At 39.1% G+C, this 20,726-nt stretch carries 19 protein-coding genes; 5 read left to right on the plus strand and 14 right to left on the minus strand.

Features of this window, described 5'->3' with window-relative positions; translation table 11 throughout:
• Positions 1 to 18: 18 nt before the first annotated feature.
• The 3 genes from truA to RCC89_04760 all read left to right on the plus strand — a co-directional run bounded on the left by truA (position 19) and on the right by RCC89_04760 (position 3,142).
• Positions 19 to 768, plus strand: coding sequence for a tRNA pseudouridine(38-40) synthase TruA (gene truA, locus RCC89_04750; GenBank protein WMJ72471.1), 750 nt, complete (start codon positions 19 to 21; stop codon positions 766 to 768).
• 80 nt (positions 769 to 848) lie between these two features.
• Positions 849 to 2,618 carry an ABC transporter ATP-binding protein gene (locus RCC89_04755; GenBank protein ID WMJ72472.1) on the plus strand — a complete coding sequence of 590 codons (1,770 nt, stop codon included), beginning with the start codon at positions 849 to 851 and terminating at the stop codon, positions 2,616 to 2,618.
• On the plus strand, positions 2,618 to 3,142 hold the full coding sequence (locus RCC89_04760) for a GyrI-like domain-containing protein (GenBank protein WMJ72473.1): 525 nt from the start codon (positions 2,618 to 2,620) through the stop codon (positions 3,140 to 3,142). The genes RCC89_04755 and RCC89_04760 overlap by 1 nt, the downstream gene beginning before the upstream one ends.
• Positions 3,143 to 3,728: 586 nt before the next feature.
• On the opposite strand, the gene rlmB is transcribed toward RCC89_04760, so the two are convergent.
• From rlmB to RCC89_04815, 11 genes are all read right to left on the minus strand, one after another.
• On the minus strand, positions 3,729 to 4,520 hold the full coding sequence (gene rlmB / locus RCC89_04765) for a 23S rRNA (guanosine(2251)-2'-O)-methyltransferase RlmB (GenBank protein WMJ72474.1): 792 nt from the start codon (positions 4,518 to 4,520) through the stop codon (positions 3,729 to 3,731).
• On the minus strand, positions 4,493 to 5,665 hold the full coding sequence (locus RCC89_04770) for a GWxTD domain-containing protein (GenBank protein WMJ72475.1): 1,173 nt from the start codon (positions 5,663 to 5,665) through the stop codon (positions 4,493 to 4,495). Before RCC89_04770 ends, rlmB begins: the two co-directional genes overlap by 28 nt.
• Before the next feature lie 84 nt (positions 5,666 to 5,749).
• On the minus strand, positions 5,750 to 8,710 hold the full coding sequence (locus tag RCC89_04775; protein WMJ72476.1) for a DUF2723 domain-containing protein: 2,961 nt from the start codon (positions 8,708 to 8,710) through the stop codon (positions 5,750 to 5,752).
• A gap of 140 nt (positions 8,711 to 8,850) precedes the next feature.
• Positions 8,851 to 9,210 carry a T9SS type A sorting domain-containing protein gene (locus tag RCC89_04780; protein ID WMJ72477.1) on the minus strand — a complete coding sequence of 120 codons (360 nt, stop codon included), beginning with the start codon at positions 9,208 to 9,210 and terminating at the stop codon, positions 8,851 to 8,853.
• Between the two features lie 181 nt (positions 9,211 to 9,391).
• Positions 9,392 to 10,930 carry a YifB family Mg chelatase-like AAA ATPase gene (locus tag RCC89_04785; protein ID WMJ72478.1) on the minus strand — a complete coding sequence of 513 codons (1,539 nt, stop codon included), beginning with the start codon at positions 10,928 to 10,930 and terminating at the stop codon, positions 9,392 to 9,394.
• Positions 10,930 to 11,508 carry a D-sedoheptulose 7-phosphate isomerase gene (lpcA, locus tag RCC89_04790; protein ID WMJ72479.1) on the minus strand — a complete coding sequence of 193 codons (579 nt, stop codon included), beginning with the start codon at positions 11,506 to 11,508 and terminating at the stop codon, positions 10,930 to 10,932. The genes RCC89_04785 and lpcA overlap by 1 nt, the downstream gene beginning before the upstream one ends.
• Positions 11,509 to 11,926: 418 nt before the next feature.
• On the minus strand, positions 11,927 to 12,229 hold the full coding sequence (locus RCC89_04795) for a hypothetical protein (protein ID WMJ72480.1): 303 nt from the start codon (positions 12,227 to 12,229) through the stop codon (positions 11,927 to 11,929).
• 71 nt (positions 12,230 to 12,300) lie between these two features.
• On the minus strand, positions 12,301 to 12,975 hold the full coding sequence (locus RCC89_04800; GenBank protein WMJ72481.1) for a phosphatidylserine decarboxylase family protein: 675 nt from the start codon (positions 12,973 to 12,975) through the stop codon (positions 12,301 to 12,303).
• A 199-nt stretch (positions 12,976 to 13,174) separates the two neighbouring features.
• Positions 13,175 to 14,005 (minus strand): phosphatidate cytidylyltransferase, encoded by an 831-nt coding sequence (locus RCC89_04805; GenBank protein ID WMJ72482.1) that lies wholly within the window; start codon positions 14,003 to 14,005, stop codon positions 13,175 to 13,177.
• A complete protein-coding gene (locus tag RCC89_04810) occupies positions 13,986 to 14,192 on the minus strand; it encodes a DUF2007 domain-containing protein (GenBank protein WMJ72483.1) in 207 nt (68 codons plus the stop codon). Before RCC89_04810 ends, RCC89_04805 begins: the two co-directional genes overlap by 20 nt.
• Positions 14,185 to 15,105: a CPBP family intramembrane glutamic endopeptidase gene (locus tag RCC89_04815; protein ID WMJ72484.1), complete on the minus strand. Its 921-nt coding sequence runs from the start codon at positions 15,103 to 15,105 to the stop codon at positions 14,185 to 14,187. Before RCC89_04815 ends, RCC89_04810 begins: the two co-directional genes overlap by 8 nt.
• A 38-nt stretch (positions 15,106 to 15,143) precedes the next feature.
• Between RCC89_04815 and dusB the strand changes: the two genes are divergently transcribed.
• Together dusB and RCC89_04825 are read left to right on the plus strand one after the other, a co-directional pair.
• The gene (dusB, locus tag RCC89_04820) at positions 15,144 to 16,133 is read left to right on the plus strand and encodes a tRNA dihydrouridine synthase DusB (GenBank protein ID WMJ72485.1); all 990 of its coding nucleotides are present in this window, start codon (positions 15,144 to 15,146) and stop codon (positions 16,131 to 16,133) included.
• A gap of 258 nt (positions 16,134 to 16,391) precedes the next feature.
• Complete coding sequence (locus tag RCC89_04825) at positions 16,392 to 17,177, plus strand: hypothetical protein (protein WMJ72486.1); 786 nt, start codon at positions 16,392 to 16,394, stop codon at positions 17,175 to 17,177.
• Between the two features lie 109 nt (positions 17,178 to 17,286).
• Here RCC89_04825 and RCC89_04830 read toward each other — a convergent pair whose 3' ends face one another.
• The 3 genes from RCC89_04830 to RCC89_04840 form a co-directional block, all read right to left on the minus strand.
• A complete protein-coding gene (locus RCC89_04830) occupies positions 17,287 to 17,919 on the minus strand; it encodes a hypothetical protein (protein WMJ72487.1) in 633 nt (210 codons plus the stop codon).
• 112 nt (positions 17,920 to 18,031) lie between these two features.
• Positions 18,032 to 18,619, minus strand: a complete 588-nt coding sequence (locus RCC89_04835) for a hypothetical protein (GenBank protein WMJ72488.1) — start codon at positions 18,617 to 18,619, stop codon at positions 18,032 to 18,034.
• A gap of 448 nt (positions 18,620 to 19,067) precedes the next feature.
• A complete protein-coding gene (locus RCC89_04840; GenBank protein WMJ72489.1) occupies positions 19,068 to 20,705 on the minus strand; it encodes a M1 family metallopeptidase in 1,638 nt (545 codons plus the stop codon).
• Between the last annotated feature and the right edge of the window lie 21 nt (positions 20,706 to 20,726).

The raw sequence follows: 20,726 nt of genomic DNA on the forward strand, positions 1-20,726 counted from the left end.
TGTACAAAAAGATAAAGTTTGAGGTATTTTCTTGAAATAGCATATAAAGGCACCAATTATGCCGGCTGGCAAATACAAAAAAATGCTGTGTCGGTCCAGCAAAAACTGGACGAGGCCCTAGCAACGGTGCTACGGTATCCTGTAAAAACAATTGGTAGTGGAAGAACGGATACCGGAGTTCACTGCTCCCAGCAGTTTGTTCATATTGACGTGAAAGAGGCTTTTACAGAAAAAAACAGGTATAGCCTTAATTGCGTGCTGCCTTCTGATATTGCCATCAAGTCCGCTTTTCGGGTAAAAGATACCGCCCATGCCCGCTTTGATGCTTTGTCCCGAAGTTATGAGTATAAAATAACTCCGGCAAAAGATCCTTTTTTGAATGAATTTGCCTGGAGGTTTGACAAGAAGCTTGACATAGATAAGATGAACCAGGCTTGTGAAATTCTTAAAAAACATACCGATTTTGAAAGCTTTAGCAAAGTACATACAGATGTAAAAAACTTTAACTGTGAAATCTTTTCCGCAAAATGGGACGTGGAAGATGACCTTATCATTTTTAGAATTACCGCCAATCGTTTTTTAAGGGGAATGGTGAGGGCTGTTGGTGGGACGTTAATAGATGTGGGGCTTGGGAAAATTTCAATTAGTGATTTTGAAAAAGTTATCTTGGCACGTGACCGTAAACAGGCTGGAAGTGCTTTGCCTCCTCATGGACTCTTTCTTTGCAAAGTAGCTTATCCTGAAGAAATTTTTTTTGAGGAGTGTTAATTTTTGCAACAATTGTTCTTCAATTCAATTTTTTAAAGCAGACATTCCTATTTTTGCATGTTATTTAGAGAAGGGTAGTTTTGGAAGACCATAAAATTAAAAGTGGAAATATATTTGACTTCAGGATACTGCGGAGGTTGTTTTCTTATGTAAAACCTTACGCAGGATATTTCTACTTGCTTGTTTTCCTGACTGTTTTTACTGCTGTTCTGGGTCCGTTAAAACCTTTTTTAATTGGGAGGTATGCCGTAGACAAATATATTGCTTCGGGCGATTGGGAAGGGCTTCAATTTATTACGGTTGTATTGATAGGTTTACTCATACTTCATGGTGTGGTAAACTACATGCATACTTGGTTGGCTGGCTGGATTGGTCAAAATGTAATACGTGACCTGAGGATTAAGCTATTTCAGCATTTGCTAACCTTCAGGCTTAGATTTTTTGATAAAACACCGGTAGGGCGACTGATTACCAGAAATGTTTCAGATATCGAAACTTTGTCTGCGGTCTTTAGCGAGGGTTTTGCCGCTATTTCTGGTGATATACTGCAACTTATTTTTATCCTTTGCATCATGTTTTGGTGGAACTGGAAACTAACCTTGGTTACGCTTTCTGTTGTGCCCATCCTAATATTTTGCACTTATGTATTTAAAGAAAAAATTAAGGTAGCTTTTAATCAAGTGCGCTCTGCCGTTTCAAACCTTAACTCCTTTGTTCAAGAGCATATTACCGGCATGAGCATTGTGCAGATCTTTAATAGTGAGGAACGGGAGTATGAAAAATTCAGAAAGATCAATGAAGAGCATCGCAAAGCTAACTTAAAGTCCGTCCTGTATTATTCTGTATATTTTCCAATAGCAGATTTTATAAGCGCGGCAGGCACAGCCTTGTTGCTATGGTATGGAGCAAGAGGTGTATTGAATATGGAAGTTACCTATGGGGTGCTGACTTCTTTTGTAATGTATATCGCTATGTTTTTTAGGCCTATCAGGTTAATAGCAGATCGTTTCAACACCCTTCAATTAGGCATTGTCAGCTCGGATCGTATTTTTAAATTATTGGACGAAAAGCAGTACCAGTACAAATCAGGTGATGTTAAAGCGGATAATCTGAAAGGGCATATTTCGTTTAATAATGTATGGTTTGCTTATAATGAGAAGGACTACGTTTTAAAGAATATTTCTTTTGACGTGAAACCTGGAGAATCCGTGGCTCTGGTTGGGGCAACGGGGGCCGGAAAGTCATCTATTATCAACTTGTTAAATGGGTTCTATCAGATTTCTTCCGGTGGCATAAAAATTGATGGAAGAGATTTGAAGGAGTATGATTTGGGTAGTTTGAGAAAACAAGTGAGTGTCGTGCTTCAGGATGTGTTTTTGTTTTCAGATACTATTTACAATAATATCTCCTTAAACGAACCAGGTATTTCTCCTCAGAAAATACAGGACACCACTAAGCTATTAGGTGCGGAGAAGTTTATTGCTGAGTTTCCTGGAGGGTTTGATTATAATGTGATGGAAAGGGGAAGTACACTTTCATCAGGACAACGGCAGATTATTTCTTTTATACGCGCCTTGGTTTCCGACCCTGCTATTATAGTTCTAGACGAAGCCACTTCGAGTATAGACTCGGAGACTGAAGAACTGGTGCAGCAAGCTATGGACAAAATGATGCAGGGCAGAACATCGCTTATTATAGCCCATAGGCTATCTACCATAAAAAAAGCAGATAAAATAATTGTGCTTGAAAAAGGAGAAATAGTAGAATCTGGCACGCACGATGAACTTCTAGCGTTAGAAGGATATTACTATAATTTATACCATATGCAATTTTTAAAGTCTCAGAATTAATGAAAAAAGCACTTGTAATTATCGCCTGCGTCGTAATGTCCTCATTGCTCTTTGGGTATTATAAGCTAGGTGGTTTTAAGAAGCCAGAACATTCAAAAATTACAGCCAATGACTATTGGATCTATGGTAAACATTATAAAGGAAAACTAGAGGATAAAAATTTTGCCACGCTTTTTGAGGAGGCAGAAGCCTATATTAGCAGTAACAATATTGATGGGTATGGTGCGGCATATTATTTCAATAACCCACAACAAGGGTCTGATACAGCAGATGCATTTGTTGGTTTTATTGTAGAAGACTCTTTGGCTACACCTCCACAAGGTTACAATGTGCTTAAAATTGATAGCCGTGAAGTGGTTCAAATGCATATGAAGTCGCACTACATAGTTTCTCCTATCAATGTTTATGAGAGCATTTTAGAATATGCGGAAGGAGAAGGTATTAAAACAAAAGATAGCCCTTCTTTGGAAATATACAGAGCAACCGACGACTTAATCATTCAAGTGCCTGTTATAGAAGAGTAAATGAAGTTTTTGGAGCTTGAAAAAAATGTCATCTCCTTTAGTCGTAGCATCCCAGCTACGACTCATATCTTATCTTAAGTAGTGTCTCGATACATTTTTATTAATCAAACCCTCCTGGACACAATTCATTACATTACCCCACCGTCATCGGTAGGAGGCAACGACGAAGCAAGCCCACCGTCAGGTTGTTTAACACTTACGCTGTCAGGACCAAGGGACGCTGACAGGTAAATAATCTATATACCATCACTTTACCCCACCGTCATTGCGAGGAGGCAACGACGAAGCAATCTCATCGTCAGGTCTAGTGTTTACCCCCCAACCAACTAATCAGCAGAGCTTACCGCCACCAGATTGCCGCGGCATTTTTTCATAAGAAACTGAAGACTGTAAACTTTAAACTTATCGCTTTTACAACCAGTATCTTGCGCCTCGCAATGACGGTTAAATACTAATTTTCTGTTAATTACAACTTTAATAATAGCCTGTCATTCCGAGGCGCGAGGGATCTGTTAGACTCTGGCACATAATTAGTAAAAGAGCAGAAAGGCAAACTCAAACCAATTAAACAATCATAAGCCGCTCATCACGACCGCTGCCTGACCACTTCGTATAGGATCATTCCTGCTGCTACCGAAACATTCAAAGAACCTACTTTACCTGTCATAGGGATTCTAACTTTCTTATCGGCCTTTTTTAGATATTCTGGCGAAATACCATCTTCTTCAGACCCCATGACAATAGCTACAGGGCCTTTCATGTCGACAGATGCTGGAAGGTCTTCTGCTTTTTCTGTACATGCTATTATTTGAATACCACTATCTTTCAGATAGGTAAGGGTGTTTTTCAAGTTTTCCTCTCGGCAAACAGGTATAAAGTTTAAAGCACCAGCTGAGGTTTTTAATGCGTCGCTATTTATTTGTGCCGCACCTCTGGAAGGTATAACTATGCCATTTACGCCCATGCATTCTGCCGTTCTTGTAATGGCTCCAAAATTTCTAACATCTGTAATCCTGTCCAGAATGAGTAGCAGCGGCTCTTTCCCCTGATTCCATGCTTCTGAAATAACATTGTCTAGTGATGCATAGTGAATAGCTGAAAGGTAGCAAATAACACCTTGGTGAACCTTTCTGGTTATCTTATTTAGTTTTTCAAGGGGCACTCTTGCAATGGGTATTCCATGTTCTTGGGCAAGGGCTATTAGTTCATTAGTGAGTAGACTGTTCTGATCTTTCTGTACAAAAATCTTGTCTATTTCTCTTCCTGAGTGAATTGCTTCAATGACAGGTCTTATTCCAAAAACTATATCTTTTTTATCATTATAGTCTTCATTGATAAAGCTGTTTTTCTTTATCTTACCAGGATTCCATTTCTCCATTTTTCAAGTGTCTTTTGCCAATAGGTTCTATAGCTACCTTTACGGATTAACTCATAGTGGTTGCTAGAGAATATGCTTTCTTTTTTGACAAAAGTAAAACTAATCCCTGTACTATTAAAATCATCGTAGTAAAACCATTCCTCATATTGTCCATATCTAAATACCTCTTCTGGAACACCAAAAAGGATGTATATCATGCCTTTATCTGTTTTCCAGCCTTCTTTATGCGTGGTGAAAAGAATGTTAGCGTTTTCTACTTGGTGATAAAATTTTTTAATGAGCATTTTTGTGTGCTCTTTAGAACCTCCCGTAGTAAGCCAGAAAAGCTCTACAGCCTTTTTGGTATCTTCGTAATGGGATAGTTCTTCAAATTCCATTGGAGACATAATGTAGGCCAATGGAGCCAGTAATTCATCAGGTTTTGTGACAGCAGGGTAGCGGTTAGGGCTGACATATATGCTTCGTCCTTCTAGACTATTGGTGTCTTTTTGAATGAAATACATACCGGGTTGAGGCAGGAGGAAAGGCGTGTCCGCTTTTACTGTGAGCATGGTGTCAATACTTAGGTTTTTTTTGATGCTCCTGTTTGCCCATATAGGAGGTTCTGCACTTTTGAATTTGTTGCTGTAATGAAAAAGATAAAATACAGAATCTTTCTCGGCGGTGCCTTTTATAGCTAATGTGTCATTTGCCCTTGCATAATTTTCTGGCATGGGTTCATGGTTGCGGAACATGTGAAATGCAGACTGTGCATTTCTTCTTAGTGGAATGTCATATAAGTAACTGTACTTGCCCGTATTATGTATTAATCGGAGTACCAGTATTTTGTTTCGGTACTCGCCAGGAATGTTAATCTCTTTTACATTATGCTGCAATATTGGTTTAGCAATGCTGTCTCTATATAATACCTCATGCGACTTATAGTTTTCCTTTACCTCTAGCAATACGGTATAATGTGTCAGGATATCGTTTGGTACTGTTTTAATCAATACTTTCAGGTTTTTGCCGTCTGTTAAAACCCTATGTGTGATTTTTTCTGAACCGCTCATATAGGTATATGAACGGTTGTGGTTCATCAGCTTTTCCTGCATAGTGCAGGCGCATAAAAAAATATGGAAAAAAAATATTCCTACTTTCAGCTTCATAATAAATACTCCTCTGAAAGTAAAAACTAGATAATAAAAAAAGGGTTAAAAAAATTAACCCTTTTTTAAATGCTTATTTTTTGATTACCTGCCTAACATTCGTTCATACCTTCTAAACGTTTCATCGTATCTGGCAGCTAAATCTGTTTCTCCATGGTTTCTCAAACCTGTTATGAGCGTGTTGAGAACATGCAGGTTCAGATAATAGTCCCTGTTGGTATAAGGGGTGTTTTTTCTTTCCAGATAAGCCAAGTTCTCTACCGCTCTATCTCCCATTGTTTCTGTTATCTCAATTGCTTTGTCTCGTTCTCCTAGTTTTAGTAGAATTGGGACGAACGGAGGTATGGAAACATCATAAGGTATAGAGGTGTCTGGCATTACTGCGAAGCAATGGTTTATTACCTCTAAGGCCTGCTCTTTATTGTCTTCAAGCTCTAACTGTCCTGCTAGTCTTTGGAACTGAGTCCTTAAGTTTAGCGGGAACCTCAAGTGGTTTTCATCATAATACACATCAGGGTTGTCAAGCTCCCTGTAGTGGAAGTTGTTCATGAGGTTATCATGCATAATTTCCGTATTGATCCATCCTTGAGATGCACCTGGCAGTTTTGCCGGTAGTAATCTATGGGCCATCCCTTCTAGCTGTGTATATTCCTTTAGGTTTAGGAAGTTTGCTTGAGATAGCGTCGTCGAGAAATAAATTGGCCTTTCCCAGTTGTTGGTAGAGATCATATCTAGCATGATCAAATCTTTTTTCTCCAATGTGCTTTGGTTGATTGACCAAGTCATTCTATCAACAATGAAATCCCTTAAATCTTCAGGTACAGCTTGTGCTGCCGCATCTTTGCTTACAGGCAAGAAGAACTTTCTTGAAGGGAAGGTCGTAACAGCATCGCCGCTTCTGGTCTGAGCCATTACTAAAGAGTTTCTTTGCTTTACCAGGTTAATGTACCCAGGAAGGCTGATACCTCTATCCTTGAACCTGTCTACTTCTTGGAAATATAAAGCGTCATTAGTGCCTTGGATATAATCTTCGAACTCTAATGAAATTGGCAGTGCTTCAGATTCATATACATCCCTTTTCATCTGGTTTATATACCAGTCGGTATTTAAAAGGCTCAAGTTACATACACGAACATCTGTACGGAAACCTTCAACTTCCTGAACGTACCATAGCGGGAACGTATCATTATCTCCCCCTGTAAATAGGATTGCGTTAGGTGCACAAGAGTTTAAAAGATTTTTGGCCGAATCTACAGAATGCCATCTGTTCGAGCGGTCATGGTCGTCCCATCCTTCTGCCATCATGATACCAGGAGCGGTCAGTCCAATGACCAGCGCAAGGGATGATGCAATAACAGGCGCTTTTAAAAGCTTGCCAATCCATTCTCTCAAAGCAAGTACTCCTAAGCCAATCCATATGGAGAATGCATAGAAAGACCCTGCAAATGTATAGTCCCGCTCACGGGGTTCTACAGGAGGCTGGTTCAGGTAGATAATAATGGCTATACCCGTAAAGAAGAAGAAGAGCATTACCACGTTTGCATCTTTATTGTGCCGCGTATAATGGAAGACTAAACCTATCAATCCGAGAATAAGCGGTATCATAAAGAAGTTGTTCCTTGCTTTATTGACTTCCAGGTAGTGCGGTAGGTCTTTTTCAAACCAATCTGTTGGCCCTAACCAGTCAGCATCCTGTATATCGCTTTCCCTGCCGGCAAAATTCCATAGCAGGTAACGCAGGTACATGTGATAAAGTTGGTAGTTTAAGAAGTAGCTGATATTGTCAGCGGTAGTCGGCCTTTGGCCAGGTGCCAAGTTCGCCCTTTCTTTGTACGCTTCCACATGGTGCGACTGGGTACTGTACATACGTGGAAACAGTACCATGTGCTCTTTGTCATATATGTATTCCCTACGGTAGTCATATATAACATATCTACCCTTTTCTGAATCCTTACGGTATAGAGGCGCACCTCTTTTTACGTCAGGGTAGCCAGCAGTAAATAATGGACCTTTAATTAAAGGACGGTCTCCATACTGCTCTCTTTTCAGATAGGATACAAAGCTTAATATATTTTCAGGGTTGTTTTCATCTATCGGTGGATTATAATTCGATCTGATAGGAATAATTCCATAAGAAGCGTATCCTATAACGATGAAGGTGAAAGTTAGCAAAACTGTATTTAGAACCCTTTTTTCATGCTTGTTAGAATATATAATTCCATATGTTAGCAACGCTATAAATATGATGGAAAAGATAATAATCCCAGTCCCAAAAGGCGTGCCTAGTGTATTAACAAAAAACAACTCAAAGCTACCTGCCAGAGAAGGTAATCCTACAATAATACCGGACATAATCACACCAATGATTACAGCGCCGACTACAAAGGTAAGAACCACTCCCTGCTTGCTTACTTTATACTTTTTAAAGTAATACACAAAAGCAATTGCTGGTATAGCAAGTAGGTTTAGCAAGTGAACACCAATAGAAAGTCCTACTGCATAACCAATAAAAATAAGCCATCTGTCAGAACCAGGCTCATCTGCACGTGATTCCCATTTTAAAATAGCCCAAAAAACCAAAGCGGTAAAGAAAGAAGACATGGCATATACCTCAGCCTCCACAGCCGAAAACCAAAATGAATCAGAAAAGGTAAATGCAAGTGCTCCTACAGCACCACTGCCTAAAATTGCTATTTGTTGTCCTAGGCTAGGAGTTTCATTATTAGTAAGAACAAGTTTCTTAGCCAACATGGTAATGGTCCAGAACAAGAACAGTATTGTGGCTGCACTGGTAATTACTGATACCATATTAATGTATAAGGCCACTTTTTCTAAATCTGAAGTAAATAAAGAAAAGAACCTACCTATTAATAGATATAGAGGTGCGCCTGGCGGGTGGGGCACTTGTAATTTGTATGCTGCTGCAATAAATTCACCGGCATCCCAGAAGCTCGCTGTTGGTTCAACCGTAAGTGTGTAAACAATGGCTGCGAATAAAAACACAATCCAGCCTGTGATGTTGTTTAGTTTTTGGTATTCAAGCATATTTTATGGAAAAACTATATTTTGGGCGAAAATAGTAAAAATTAATTTAATAGTCTTAACCTGAATGTAACAGAAGTTTTAAGGAAAAAATTCAGAGGGGAATAAAAAAAGAAGAAGCATTGGCTTCTTCTGATAAGTAATTATTTAGTTCTGAAAAGTTTCTTAGTTTCGATAATACCTTTATCGGAGTATACACTGCAGAAGTAGATGCCAGGTTTGATATTGCTGGAGTCAAGTGTGTAGTTATTTATTCCACCAGAGAAATCTATCCATGCAACTTCTTTGCCTATCAAATCTACAATGCGTATCCCTGTTATTTTTTTACCCCCAGGAGTGACCTTTATATTGAGCTGGTCTTCAAACGGATTGGGAGAAAGCACCATTTCAAACTTCTGCTCTCCACCTTCCCACTTCATGGCCATTTCACCATCGTTGGTGTCTTGGCTGAAAACTGGTGTTATGAGCAAAATACTGAATATTATTAGTACAAGTTTTTTCATATAGTATTATTTCAGGATACTAATTTAAGTAATTAATATTAAAAATCATGCCAGATGCTATTAAAAAAGTATTAAAAATACTCTGATTCCCAAAACAATAATATATTTGAGTTGGTTCCATTTTATTTTTCGATGACCTAAAGAAGCTCCCCGAAACCTTATTATCTGATCCCAGCTTATGTCAACCTGCCCAGTTTTCCCTGTCCAAGCTTCTGTATTGGATTGCCTCTGCCAGATGCTCTATTTTTATTTCTTTGCTGTCTGCAAGGTCTGCGATGGTTCTGGCTACTTTTAATATCCTGTCATAAGCCCGTGCAGACAAGCCTAACCTTTCCATTGCGGTTTTTAGTAATGTTTTCCCTGCATCGTTGACTTGGCATAATTCTTTGACCATTTGTGGGGGCATCATCGAATTTGAATATATCCCTTTGTTGTCTTTAAACCTGGCAGACTGAACCTCTCTGGCTTTCATTACCCTTTCACGTATGGATTTGCTAGGTTCAGCTTTTCTATTAGCTGTAATTTCTTCAAAAGAAACCGGGGTCACCTCTACATGCAGGTCTATACGGTCTAGCAGTGGACCGCTTACTTTGTTGAGGTACCTTTGTACCACTCCTGGACCGCAGACACACTCTTTTTCGGGGTGGTTGTAAAAACCACAAGGGCATGGGTTCATGCTGGCGACCAACATGAAATTGGAAGGGAAGTCTACAGTCAGCCTTGCGCGGCTTATGGTTACTTTCCTTTCCTCTAGTGGCTGTCTCATTACTTCCAATACTGTCCTTTTGAACTCAGGCAGTTCGTCAAGAAATAGTACGCCATTGTGGGCTAGGGAAATTTCTCCAGGTTGGGGTATGCCTCCACCGCCTACCAATGCGACATCGCTAATGGTATGGTGGGGAGCCCTAAAGGGGCGCTGTGAGATTAATGAAGCTGCTTTGTCTAAGCGGCCAGCTACAGAATGTATTTTCGTGGTTTCTAGTGCTTCTTGCAATGAAAGCGGGGGAAGGATGGAGGGTATCCTTTTAGCGAGCATAGTCTTACCTGCTCCTGGAGGACCTATCATTATTACATTATGGCCACCTGCAGCTGCTATTTCCAGTGCTCTCTTAATGTTTTCCTGTCCTTGTACATTGGAGAAGTCCGCTTCATAGCTTTCTAAACTGCTGTAGAAAATATCTCTAGTGTCAGAAACGTAAGGGGTAAGCGTACCTTGGCCATTAAAGAAATCAACGGCTTCTTGTATATGCTCTACGCCTAATACGTCGAGGTTATTGACAATAGCGGCTTCTGCTTCATTTTCTTTGGGAAGTATAAATCCTTTGTATTTATGCTTTCTAGCCTCTATAGCTATGGGCAACACACCTTTGACCGGTCTTACATGTCCGTCTAAGGAAAGTTCGCCCATGATAACATATTGATCAAGTTTGTCTCCGCACATTTGGTCAGACGCTGATAATATGCCCAATGCAATAGGCAAGTCGTATGCGGTGCCTTCTTTGCGAATATCTGCGGGAGCCAGGTTGACCACAATCTTTTGCCGGGGCATTCTATAGCCCAAATGTTTTATGGCAGATTCTACTCTTTGTTCGCTTTCTTTGACGGCACTGTCGGGCAGTCCCACCATGTGAAATTTAGTTCCCTGTCCGACCACAGTTTCTATGGTCACCATAAAGGCATTTACTCCGTAAACCGCACTTCCAAATGTTTTTGCAACCATCAGGTAAGATGTTTTTCTAACAATAAAATAATAATATGTATAATTTTAATGTGTACTTCCTGAATTCTGTCGGCATAGCCGTCATAAGGTACTTTAATGGTTATATCTGAAATGTCAGACAATTTTCCTCCAGTTCGCCCACTGAGCCCGATAACTTTCATTGAAGCTTTTTGGGCTTGCTCTGCGGCTTTTAGTACATTGGCAGAGTTGCCGCTGGTACTTATTGCCAGAAGTACGTCTCTCGGGTTTCCTAGTGCTTGGACATATCTCGAAAAAACATGCTCAAAACCATAGTCATTGGCCGTGCAGGTAATATGCCCTTGGTCTGAAATGCTTATGGCTGGAATCGGTTTTCTGTTTTCCCTATACCTTCCGGTAAGCTCTTCGGCAAAATGCATCGCGTCGCAGGCAGACCCGCCATTTCCACAAGAGATTACTTTACCCCCTGATTTAATAGCTTCTACCATTATTTTTACCGCTTGTTCTATCGCTGCAATGCTTTGTGGATCGTTTTTAAAATCCTCAAGAACTTTGGCAGCAACGGTCAATTCTTTATCGATAATATTGGTTAGGCTCATTACTAAGTTTAACAAATGTAAGATTAATAAAAACAGTAGAAAAAGTAAACAAATAACTTATAAATCAATCATATCTGAACAGATTGTATGGTGCATTATGGGTGAATGATGACAACTTTGGCGTACGGCTGTCAAATCAAGTGTGCCTTAAGCAATTCTTTGGTGCTGCTTAGATTACACTTGCCCGTCCTGATCGCATTCTATCCTATTTGTCATGTTCAGTTTTCAAGAACTAGTTTTCTGTGCCTTCTTAACTATAATGGTTAATATAGTGCAATAAAACAAAAAGCCCGGAGGTTGTCCGGGCTCAGCAAATTTATTTAAAATATGTTTAACCTGAAATGTGCAATAGCACTTTCTATTACGTAGCAAATAACCTCAAATGGTTAATTTGCTCCTCGAATCTATCGCACCAGGTTTAATAATAGTCTTTTTCTTCGTCATCATCATTCCAGGAAGCATCATTAAAGTCATCGTCACTTTGCCACTCTTCACTGGCAAACATTGCATCATCATCTTCTTCCTCGGTCCATACCTCCTTAAATTCAGAGCGGAAGTCCAATTCGTCTTCCTCTGCTTCCAGGTCTTTCACGATTTGTGCGGTTAGACCTGTTCTTTCTAAGGCATTTTTTTTGGACAAACCAGCATCCAAAAGCGTTTTGTATGCCTCAAAGCTTGCGTAAAGCTGTTCGTCGTCCAGGTCATCAAACTCGTCTTTCATAAATTTCCTAAGTTCATTAGCTTGTTTCTTGAACTATATACAGGAAATTTTAAATTAATGTTCTGTTTCTCTCAAATATTTTTTTCTTCTTCGAATTCGGCGATTACAGTTTCGCCGCCCCTGGTTTTTTGTCCTATATTTACCTTGATTTTGGCGTCTAATGGAAGCAGTAAGTCTACCCTCGACCCAAACTTTATAAATCCTAGTTCCTCACCTTGTTTTACCTCTTCACCCGCTTTTAGATACCACACGATTCTTTTGGCTAATGCGCCTGCAATTTGTCTGATAAGCACTGATTTGTTGCCTTTCCCTTGAACAACAATGGTGGTTCGCTCATTTTCTGTGCTCGACTTCGGGTGCCATGCCACTAAGTACTTACCAGCATGGTATTTGAAATAGGAAACCACCCCTGAAATAGGGTTTCTGTTAATATGTACATTGATAGGAGACATGAAAATAGAAACTTGTCTTCTCTTTTCGTTAAAAAACTCAGGTTCGTCTACCTCTTCTATTACTACCACTTTGCCATCGGCGGGGGCAATCACATGATTCTCGTTAATAACTGTTCTTCTTTTGGGGCTTCTAAAGAACTGTAGTATAAGTAAGTAAATAAAAACACATACAATAATGGATATTGTCTGTAAATGATTGCTATCGGGAAATACGTAAAAAACGATAACAATAAAAATTGCTAATATAACAAATAACCAAGTGAGGATTTTAAATCCTTCTTTATGTATAACCATTAGTATTCTTAATTTCCGACAAATATAATTTAAATTGACAAATTCTTATTTTTTTTGTAATAAGTTTTTATGTTTTTTCTTTTTTTAAGACCACCCTGCCAAACGAACTAATAAGCAATGAGTGCTATTTATCTGTAAATATTTTTTCTTAAAAATAATAGTAGCTAACCTTTTCATGTATAGAAGGTTGTGTTTTTTGTTAAAAAAGGATTTTGAAATAGGCTGCTATAAATGGAGAGGCTATAAGCAAGCTGTCAAACCTGTCCAAAAAGCCGCCGTGTCCTGGAATCAGCGCCCCAGAATCCTTGATGTCAAGGCTTCTTTTAAGCAGGGATTCTACCAAGTCGCCGAAACTTCCAAAAACCATGATGATCAAGGCCAAAAATACCCAGTTAAGTGGAGAGAGCGTAGTAAAAAAAGTCGATAATACCAGTGCTGTTGCTACACTTAATATTGCGCCACCAATACTTCCTTCCCAGGTTTTTTTTGGAGAAATACGTTCAAATAATTTGTTTTTCCCAAAAGCGCGGCCTGCAATATATGCTCCTGTGTCTGTGGCCCAAATGATTAGAAGGACTGATAGTATGTGGCCATAGTTGTACGTGCCGGTGCTAAATGCCGGAATGGATAGCATGGCCAAAGGAAATGCTATATAAATGATGCCTAAAAAAGTAAAGGCTATATTGTGGAACGGTTTATCGTGTTTTGTGAAAAGTTCCATGATAAACAGTAAAAAGAATATGGGGATAATCATGTAAAAGGTTCTTGCATGCAGTAACCCATATTCTATGAAAAAAACGATTGTAAATATAAACAGTCCCAAAGCTGTTCCATAAATACGGTTTGGCTTTAGGCCAGAAGACTCCATCATTTTGTAGAATTCCTGCAATGCAATAACACAGATTGCTGCAAACAAAAAGAAAAATGTCCATTCGTTGAGGACAATTAAAAGGACAATTGTAGCGGCACCAACTAGTCCGGCCAATATTCTTTGGTGAAGATTGCTTTTACTACTCAAATTTAATTTCATCTTCTATAATCTTTAGCGCCTTTATGACATTGTCTCTGGTTACATGAATTTCAAACTCACCAAAATGATAAGAACTGTCTTTTTTGTTAATAATTACTGCTTCTATTTGATTGTCTGCCAACACATCCTTAACCAATTCTGCCCTATGGTGTTTGTCTGTGGAATAAACTTTCTGCCAATTAATCATGCTCTTGGTTTTTTATTGCTAATGATAAACGTTGATATGCTACTATAAGCATAACAGACACAAGAGTAAGGATAAATGTTAAAGCCGGAGCGGTTTCAGTTTCTTCAGGAGTACCTGTAATTCTGGCATAGCTCATAATGGCAAAGGTAAAGCTATTATTGATAAAATGTATAATAATAGGGATCCAGAGGTTCCCAGACCAGTAATACAGATAACCAAATAATGCACCTAACGCTACCCTCGGCAAAAAACCTTGGAACTGAAAGTGGATAATGCTGAATAAAATAGCTGTGACCCAAATGGCAATGTGTGGGTTTACAATGCTCCGCATTTCATTTTGGATAATACCTCTAAAAAGGAGCTCTTCTCCAATGCCTGGTAGGATGGCTACTACGAGAAGGATTGGAAAAATCTCGTAAAAGTCTTCAAAATATATAAGGATTCGGGTTAGTTTTTCTGCTCGTTCATCCAATTGCTCAAACGCTTCCTGTATTTGTGGCACAGGAAACCTCCATTGCTGGTTCCATTCTACTAGATAGGATATGAAAGGCATGGCGGTAAAAAATATAGCTACTGCCAATACTAAGAAATAAGAGAACCTTGGTGTTTGAAATTGAAGGGTCGGCCGCAAGTCTTTTTGTATATAAATTATATACAGTAAGGGCAAAAGCAGAAAGGTTGAAAAAGCACTTGCCCCCTGCATGATAAGCAGTAGGTTTCTTTGTCGCTGTTCATCATCGGTAATTGCTAAAATATCTTCAAGTTCAGCAATAGGTTCGCCTGTTAGCAGGGTTACTAACCCTCTGGTTATGAATGCGCCTACAATTAGAAATCCGAAGAGCCGAAGCAGTATGCCCGCAAATTTCAGAACTTTTAAAGGTCCAGGTATGTCTTCTGTATGTCTGTTTTCCATAAAAGTTGTAAATTTACTGTAAATATTGATAATTAAAATTGGTAAAGATAGGAAACATAGAGCTAGGAGAGTTCCCACTTCTGCTAGCGCCGATGGAAGATGTTAGCGATCCTCCATTTCGTGCTGTTTGTAAAGAAAACGGTGCCGACTTAATGTACACTGAGTTCATTGCTGCCGAAGGACTTATTAGAGATGCTGCAAAAAGTAAGCAGAAACTCGATATTTATGACTATGAACGTCCTATTGGCATCCAGATCTTTGGAGAAAAAATAGAATCAATGCGAGAAGCTTCTGCTATAGCTGAAGCCGCAGGTCCTGAACTGGTGGATATTAATTATGGGTGTCCTGTGAAAAAAGTGGCCTGTAAAGGTGCTGGTGCAGGGATTTTGTTAGACCTCCCAAAAATGCAGAAAATGACAGAGGAAATTGTCAAAAGGTGTAACCTGCCCGTGACGGTAAAGACCAGGTTAGGGTGGGACCATAGCACTATTAAAATTCTAGAGGTAGCTAAAAGATTGCAAGATGTCGGCATTCAGGCTTTGACTATTCATGGGCGCACCAGGCAACAAATGTATAAGGGGGTGGCAGATTGGAGCTATATCGCCGAAGTAAAAAATTGTCAAGACATTAAAATTCCTATTTTCGGCAATGGTGATATTGACTCTCCTGAAAAAGCTTTAGAATATAAAAACAGGTACGGTGTAGATGGGATAATGATTGGAAGGGCTGCCATTGGATACCCTTGGATATTCAATGAAATCAAGCATTTCATGAAAACAGGGAAACATTTGCCTAAGCCTGATATCAATGACCGTGTAGATGCAGTACGGAAGCACCTTCAAAGATCTGTGGAGTGGAAAGGGCCTCGTACAGGAATAATGGAAATGCGCATGCATTATTCTAACTACTTTAGAGGATTGCCTGATTTTAAACCTTATAGGACAAGGTTGGTGACAGTAGATTCTTATGAAGAGGTTCTTGAAATCCTTGAAGAAGTATCTAGCAATTACGTTGGAAACATTGTCTAAGCCTTTACTATTTGTGTTAGGATTTCTAATAAACATGATACAATCTCCTATAGCAAGAAAGTGCTTGTGAGCTATTAAACTTTAGAAATCCTAATGCATTTTATTATGTGGATAAACGTGGTGTCTAGGCATTATGCTCCCGTTGATATTCACTGAGCATTTTTTTACTCCTCTCTTAAATGGAGTAACTTTTCTTAAACGATTCTTTTCCTATAGAAGTTAAATGTGAAGTAGCATACTTATAAGAGGGGAAGAACGATGACATATAAGAACAAGATAAAACCTCCATTTTTCACGCCTGAACTTTCAGACGAAGATTACTTATGGCGATACTTTGATTTAAAAGGTTTCTTATACTTGATAACCATGAAGTCTATTTACTTCAGTAGGGTAGATAAGTTTGAAGATGCAAACGAAGGGGTGGATTTGCGCCTATTGATGGAAAAGAAAATGCGTAAAGAGAAATATGGAAATAGATTTTTGGAAGTTGGTAAACTGATTATGAGTGACAGTGCCAATAATGATAATCAAGAGTTGAACCAAAGGAAGTATTTTGTGAGCTGTTGGCACCAAAACGCACATGAATCACCTCTTATGTGGAGCATCTATTCTAACCCAGAGGGTATTGCTGTTAGGATTAAGTACAAAGACATGAAAAGGTTGTTTAGCAATGCCTACATCAACTGGACTAACCCCGAAGACTTTCATTTGTCAGTAGAAAAAATACGTTATATTAATGTCCATGAGCTTATTCACCTTCCTGATGAAGAAATTCAACGATTAAATAAAGTCTGTCTTTTTAAAGAAATAGGATATAAGTACGAGCATGAAGTGAGGATCGTAGCTAAAAGTCACGAGGAGTTATTTTATAATGGGCAGGAAATTACCAGCATTGACATACTTTTGAAGGACACACGTTTTGAATGCCTTACCGGTGTATTTCACCCAAAATCCAGCCAATGGTTTCAACGTACAATCAGAGAAATTGCACAAAGACTTGGTGTTTTCTTGGAGCTGCGCAGGTCTTCTTTAGAGTTTAGATAAGTACCCTTAGTTTCTTGTAACAAGTTTTTTTTAAAGCGTCTGTTTTTTTGACAAAGCTAAGTTTTCTCACGACCATAGCCTGCCTTGCATATTCAAGACTTTGGTGGGATTATTTTGCATTGCTGTTTCTTTTGTACCAGTATCCCCATGTATATCTAAAGCCTGCAGCAAATTGGGGCTCAAAAGTAAATGGCCTGTCAACAATTTCTGTGTATAAGTTTATATCAGCATATACATTTATAGGAATATTTTTTGGTGTATACTCTATGCCTACTATAAATTCCGGGCCTATCCCCAAGTAGGTTTTTTCCCCTGGCCTGTCCATAAAGGTGTCATAATACTCAAACTCAACCCTTCTGGCTTGCACACCTGCTCCATAGTAAAAAGTCAAGTGTTCGTTATCTTTTGAAAAGTTTTTATGCTGTAAAAGGCGGGCTTGTAAACTTATAGGGGCTCTATGCCTGTGGTAGCGGTACTCTTTGTCTATAAACCTGTACCTAAAAAGCTCTTCATTGTTATAGAACCAGAAAAGGGGGATGCCGGCTATAACTTCATAAGCTCTTTGGTTCCATGTATACCGTTTTAATGAGATTCCCAAAGGATTTCCCATTCGGCCCCCCCCAGCCCACTTATACTCTGGAGCGTCCCAGTCTTGTGGAACCTCATACCTTCTTTGTGCTTCTGCAGAAAGTACTGGAAAAAGAAGTAATAAGAAAACTATTTTATGTAAACTTCCCCTCATGCCAACAGCTTTTATAAAATAACTTGGGCATGAAAGGAAAGGTTAAGGAATATTAGATAAACTTTTCCCTGGGCATTATAGCTTTTTGTTTAGTTACTATATTTCTAGCTGCTTAAAAGTTAAATCTTGCACCTATGCCAAACAATGGTTCAAGATGAAAAACGCCTAAAACTTCAACATATAAAGATGCTTCTAAGAATAAGGAAATGAAAGGAAGCTCCTCAAAGGTATATTCCATACCAAAAATCGCTTCCGGCCCTAGCCCAAATGCCGTAAAAGGCTCATTATACAACATCTCGCTATGGCGTGAGTCGTACATATCATAATAATAGGTAATGGAACGGAAGTATAAACCTGCACCATAATACAATGCTAGACCAGGGGCTTGGTCAGACTCAAAGTTCATTTCTCTCAAATAACGCAACTGTAGGCTAATAGCTCCTGAGCGGCCCCTATAGTCGCCAAGGTAGTATCTGTTTCCGTGTCTTCTTGCTGCATGTTCTATTCTGTGGTCTGCAAACCACATAGGGGCGTGCCCCACGACACCTTCAAGTGACGATTGCCCAAAATACCTTTTTACTGTTACGCCTGTTGGAGCGCCAGCTCTTATGCCTATGCCCCAATCTTGCTGTGCAGTGCACGGCTTGTACAAAATAAATAAAACAAATAGGAGGTATAGTTTAAAGTGTTGATGCTTCATCTTTTTTATGGCTTAGCAAAGCTAAAATAGGACGCGCTGAAAAACGCCCAAAATGTTGACTTATTTATATTTGTGTAAAAAGTATGAGTGATAGGTGCAAGGGTTTTTCGGTTATTTCTTAATTTACCGTGCACAGTAAATTGAGAGACTTCTAATCCAATACTTTTTTTGGGCTAGCCACAAGCGCACAATCTACTTTATGGCCTTACATTCGAAGTATTCCAATACGTCTTCATGTAAGGCCATGCGTATCTTGCACACTTGTGACTTTTTCAGCAGGCCCTAAGATAAAGAGATCTCAAATATAATTGAAAGGTTATTCTATATTTCTTTATTCCACATGAAGAAATAGGAAATATCATGTGTTACAAAAGAGCCGATAGTCAGCCTATTGGTGTCTCGGCTTATATTGCTTGTGGATATTGACTTTTCAACCCTTGGTGGTTGGTTATAGGTCATAAGATTTTACTTTTATATAGAAGTCCTTTTTTATGCTAATGTTGCCATCCGTTTCAATTTTTATCTTTTGCTTTTGGGTAGTGGGGTAAATACGTAGGACCTCCTTGCCGTCTATTATCAAATCTAGAGGCATATCAAAATCAGGTGTTTTCTTGTCCCAGTGATACGTTAGGATACTATGGTTTTTTCTTTTCTTTATTTTATAGATGAAGTTTGGCGGTGAAGCAAACTTCAGGTATCTGTCAAAAAAGGGTTGTAGGTCTTTTCCTGTTTTCTTCGAAAAATAGTTAATGATGTCTTGTGTATTTACAATAGTGTAAGCTAAGTCATTGGTAATGTCTTTGAATGTTTGAAACCATAAGTCATCATTATTGACATAATGTCTTAAAGAGTGTAGCATCCATGCTCCTTTATAGTACATGTCCGGATGCTCCCAGTGATGAAAGTTTACATGTAAAGGTCCCAGCATGGGTTCTTTATTTTTGATCATCTTTTTTTGGTGAGCGAGGTATTGTAAAGCGGCATGATAACCAAACTTTTTTTCTATATACAGTGCCTCTGTATAAGTAGCAAAAGACTCATGTATCCACAACTCTCCATGGTCGGCAGCGGTTATACTGTTGCCCCACCATTCGTGTGCGGATTCATGGAGGATAATGTAGTCAAAGTCAAAATAATCTGTTTTATAGTTGTTGCCATAAGAAATACCGCTTTGGTGCTCCATTCCCCAGTAAGAAGTTTCTATAAGTTTATAGCTATCGCGTATGAAAGGGTATGGCGCATATAAATTCTCAAAGCCTCCAATAATGTCATGCACTTGTTTAAAATGTTTTTTAGCTTTCTCTAGATTGTAGTCCAGGACATAATATTGCAAGTCTAAAGTGTCACCAGATTGGCTGAGGTAATGATCATCAAAGCTGGCATAATGAGCTAAGTTCATGGTAACATTGTAGTTGTTGATTGGATAAGTAACTTTCCAGTGGTACCGGGTATAGCCGTCGTTTAGCGGGATTTTCTTTTCCAGTCTTCCGTTCGACGCACAAACGAGGCTGTCGGGAACCTCAAATGCCATATGCATGCTGTCTGGCTTCACGGATATATGGTCTATGTTAGGCCACCAAAGGCTGGCGCCAATACCTTCTACAGCTACACCTGCCCATGTTCTGCCTAAACTGTCTTTTGACCAGACAAATCCCCCGTCCCAAGGTGGATTGTTAGCTTCTTGGGGCTTCCCGCTGTAGTGAATGGTTACAATGTTTTGCGCACCTTGTGGTACAGGGTTCTTAAATCTTACAAAAATAAAATTGCTGTCTCTTTCAATTTTGGCTATTTCATAGGAGGAAATCACACTGTCTATAATAAAATTTGAGAATAGGTCTATTTGAATCTTGCTGTGATTTCTTGTTGATTTATAATGAATAGCATTTTTTCCAGATATAGATTTTTGTGCAGGGTTAATCCTTAGCTGCAGGTCGTAGAAAGAAAGCTCTAAACAATTTCTGTACTCATGAAGTTTTCCTCTCAGGGTATCGTAATGACTGATTCCTTGATGTTGAGCAGAGCTTGGTATCGATAGCAATAAACCTGATAATGTGATGAGTATTTTTAGAACAACGCTGCACTTCATAGTGAAAGAGATAATGTGCTA

It is taken from the genome of Cytophagaceae bacterium ABcell3, from assembly GCA_030913385.1.
GTDB lineage: Bacteria > Bacteroidota > Bacteroidia > Cytophagales > Cytophagaceae > ABcell3.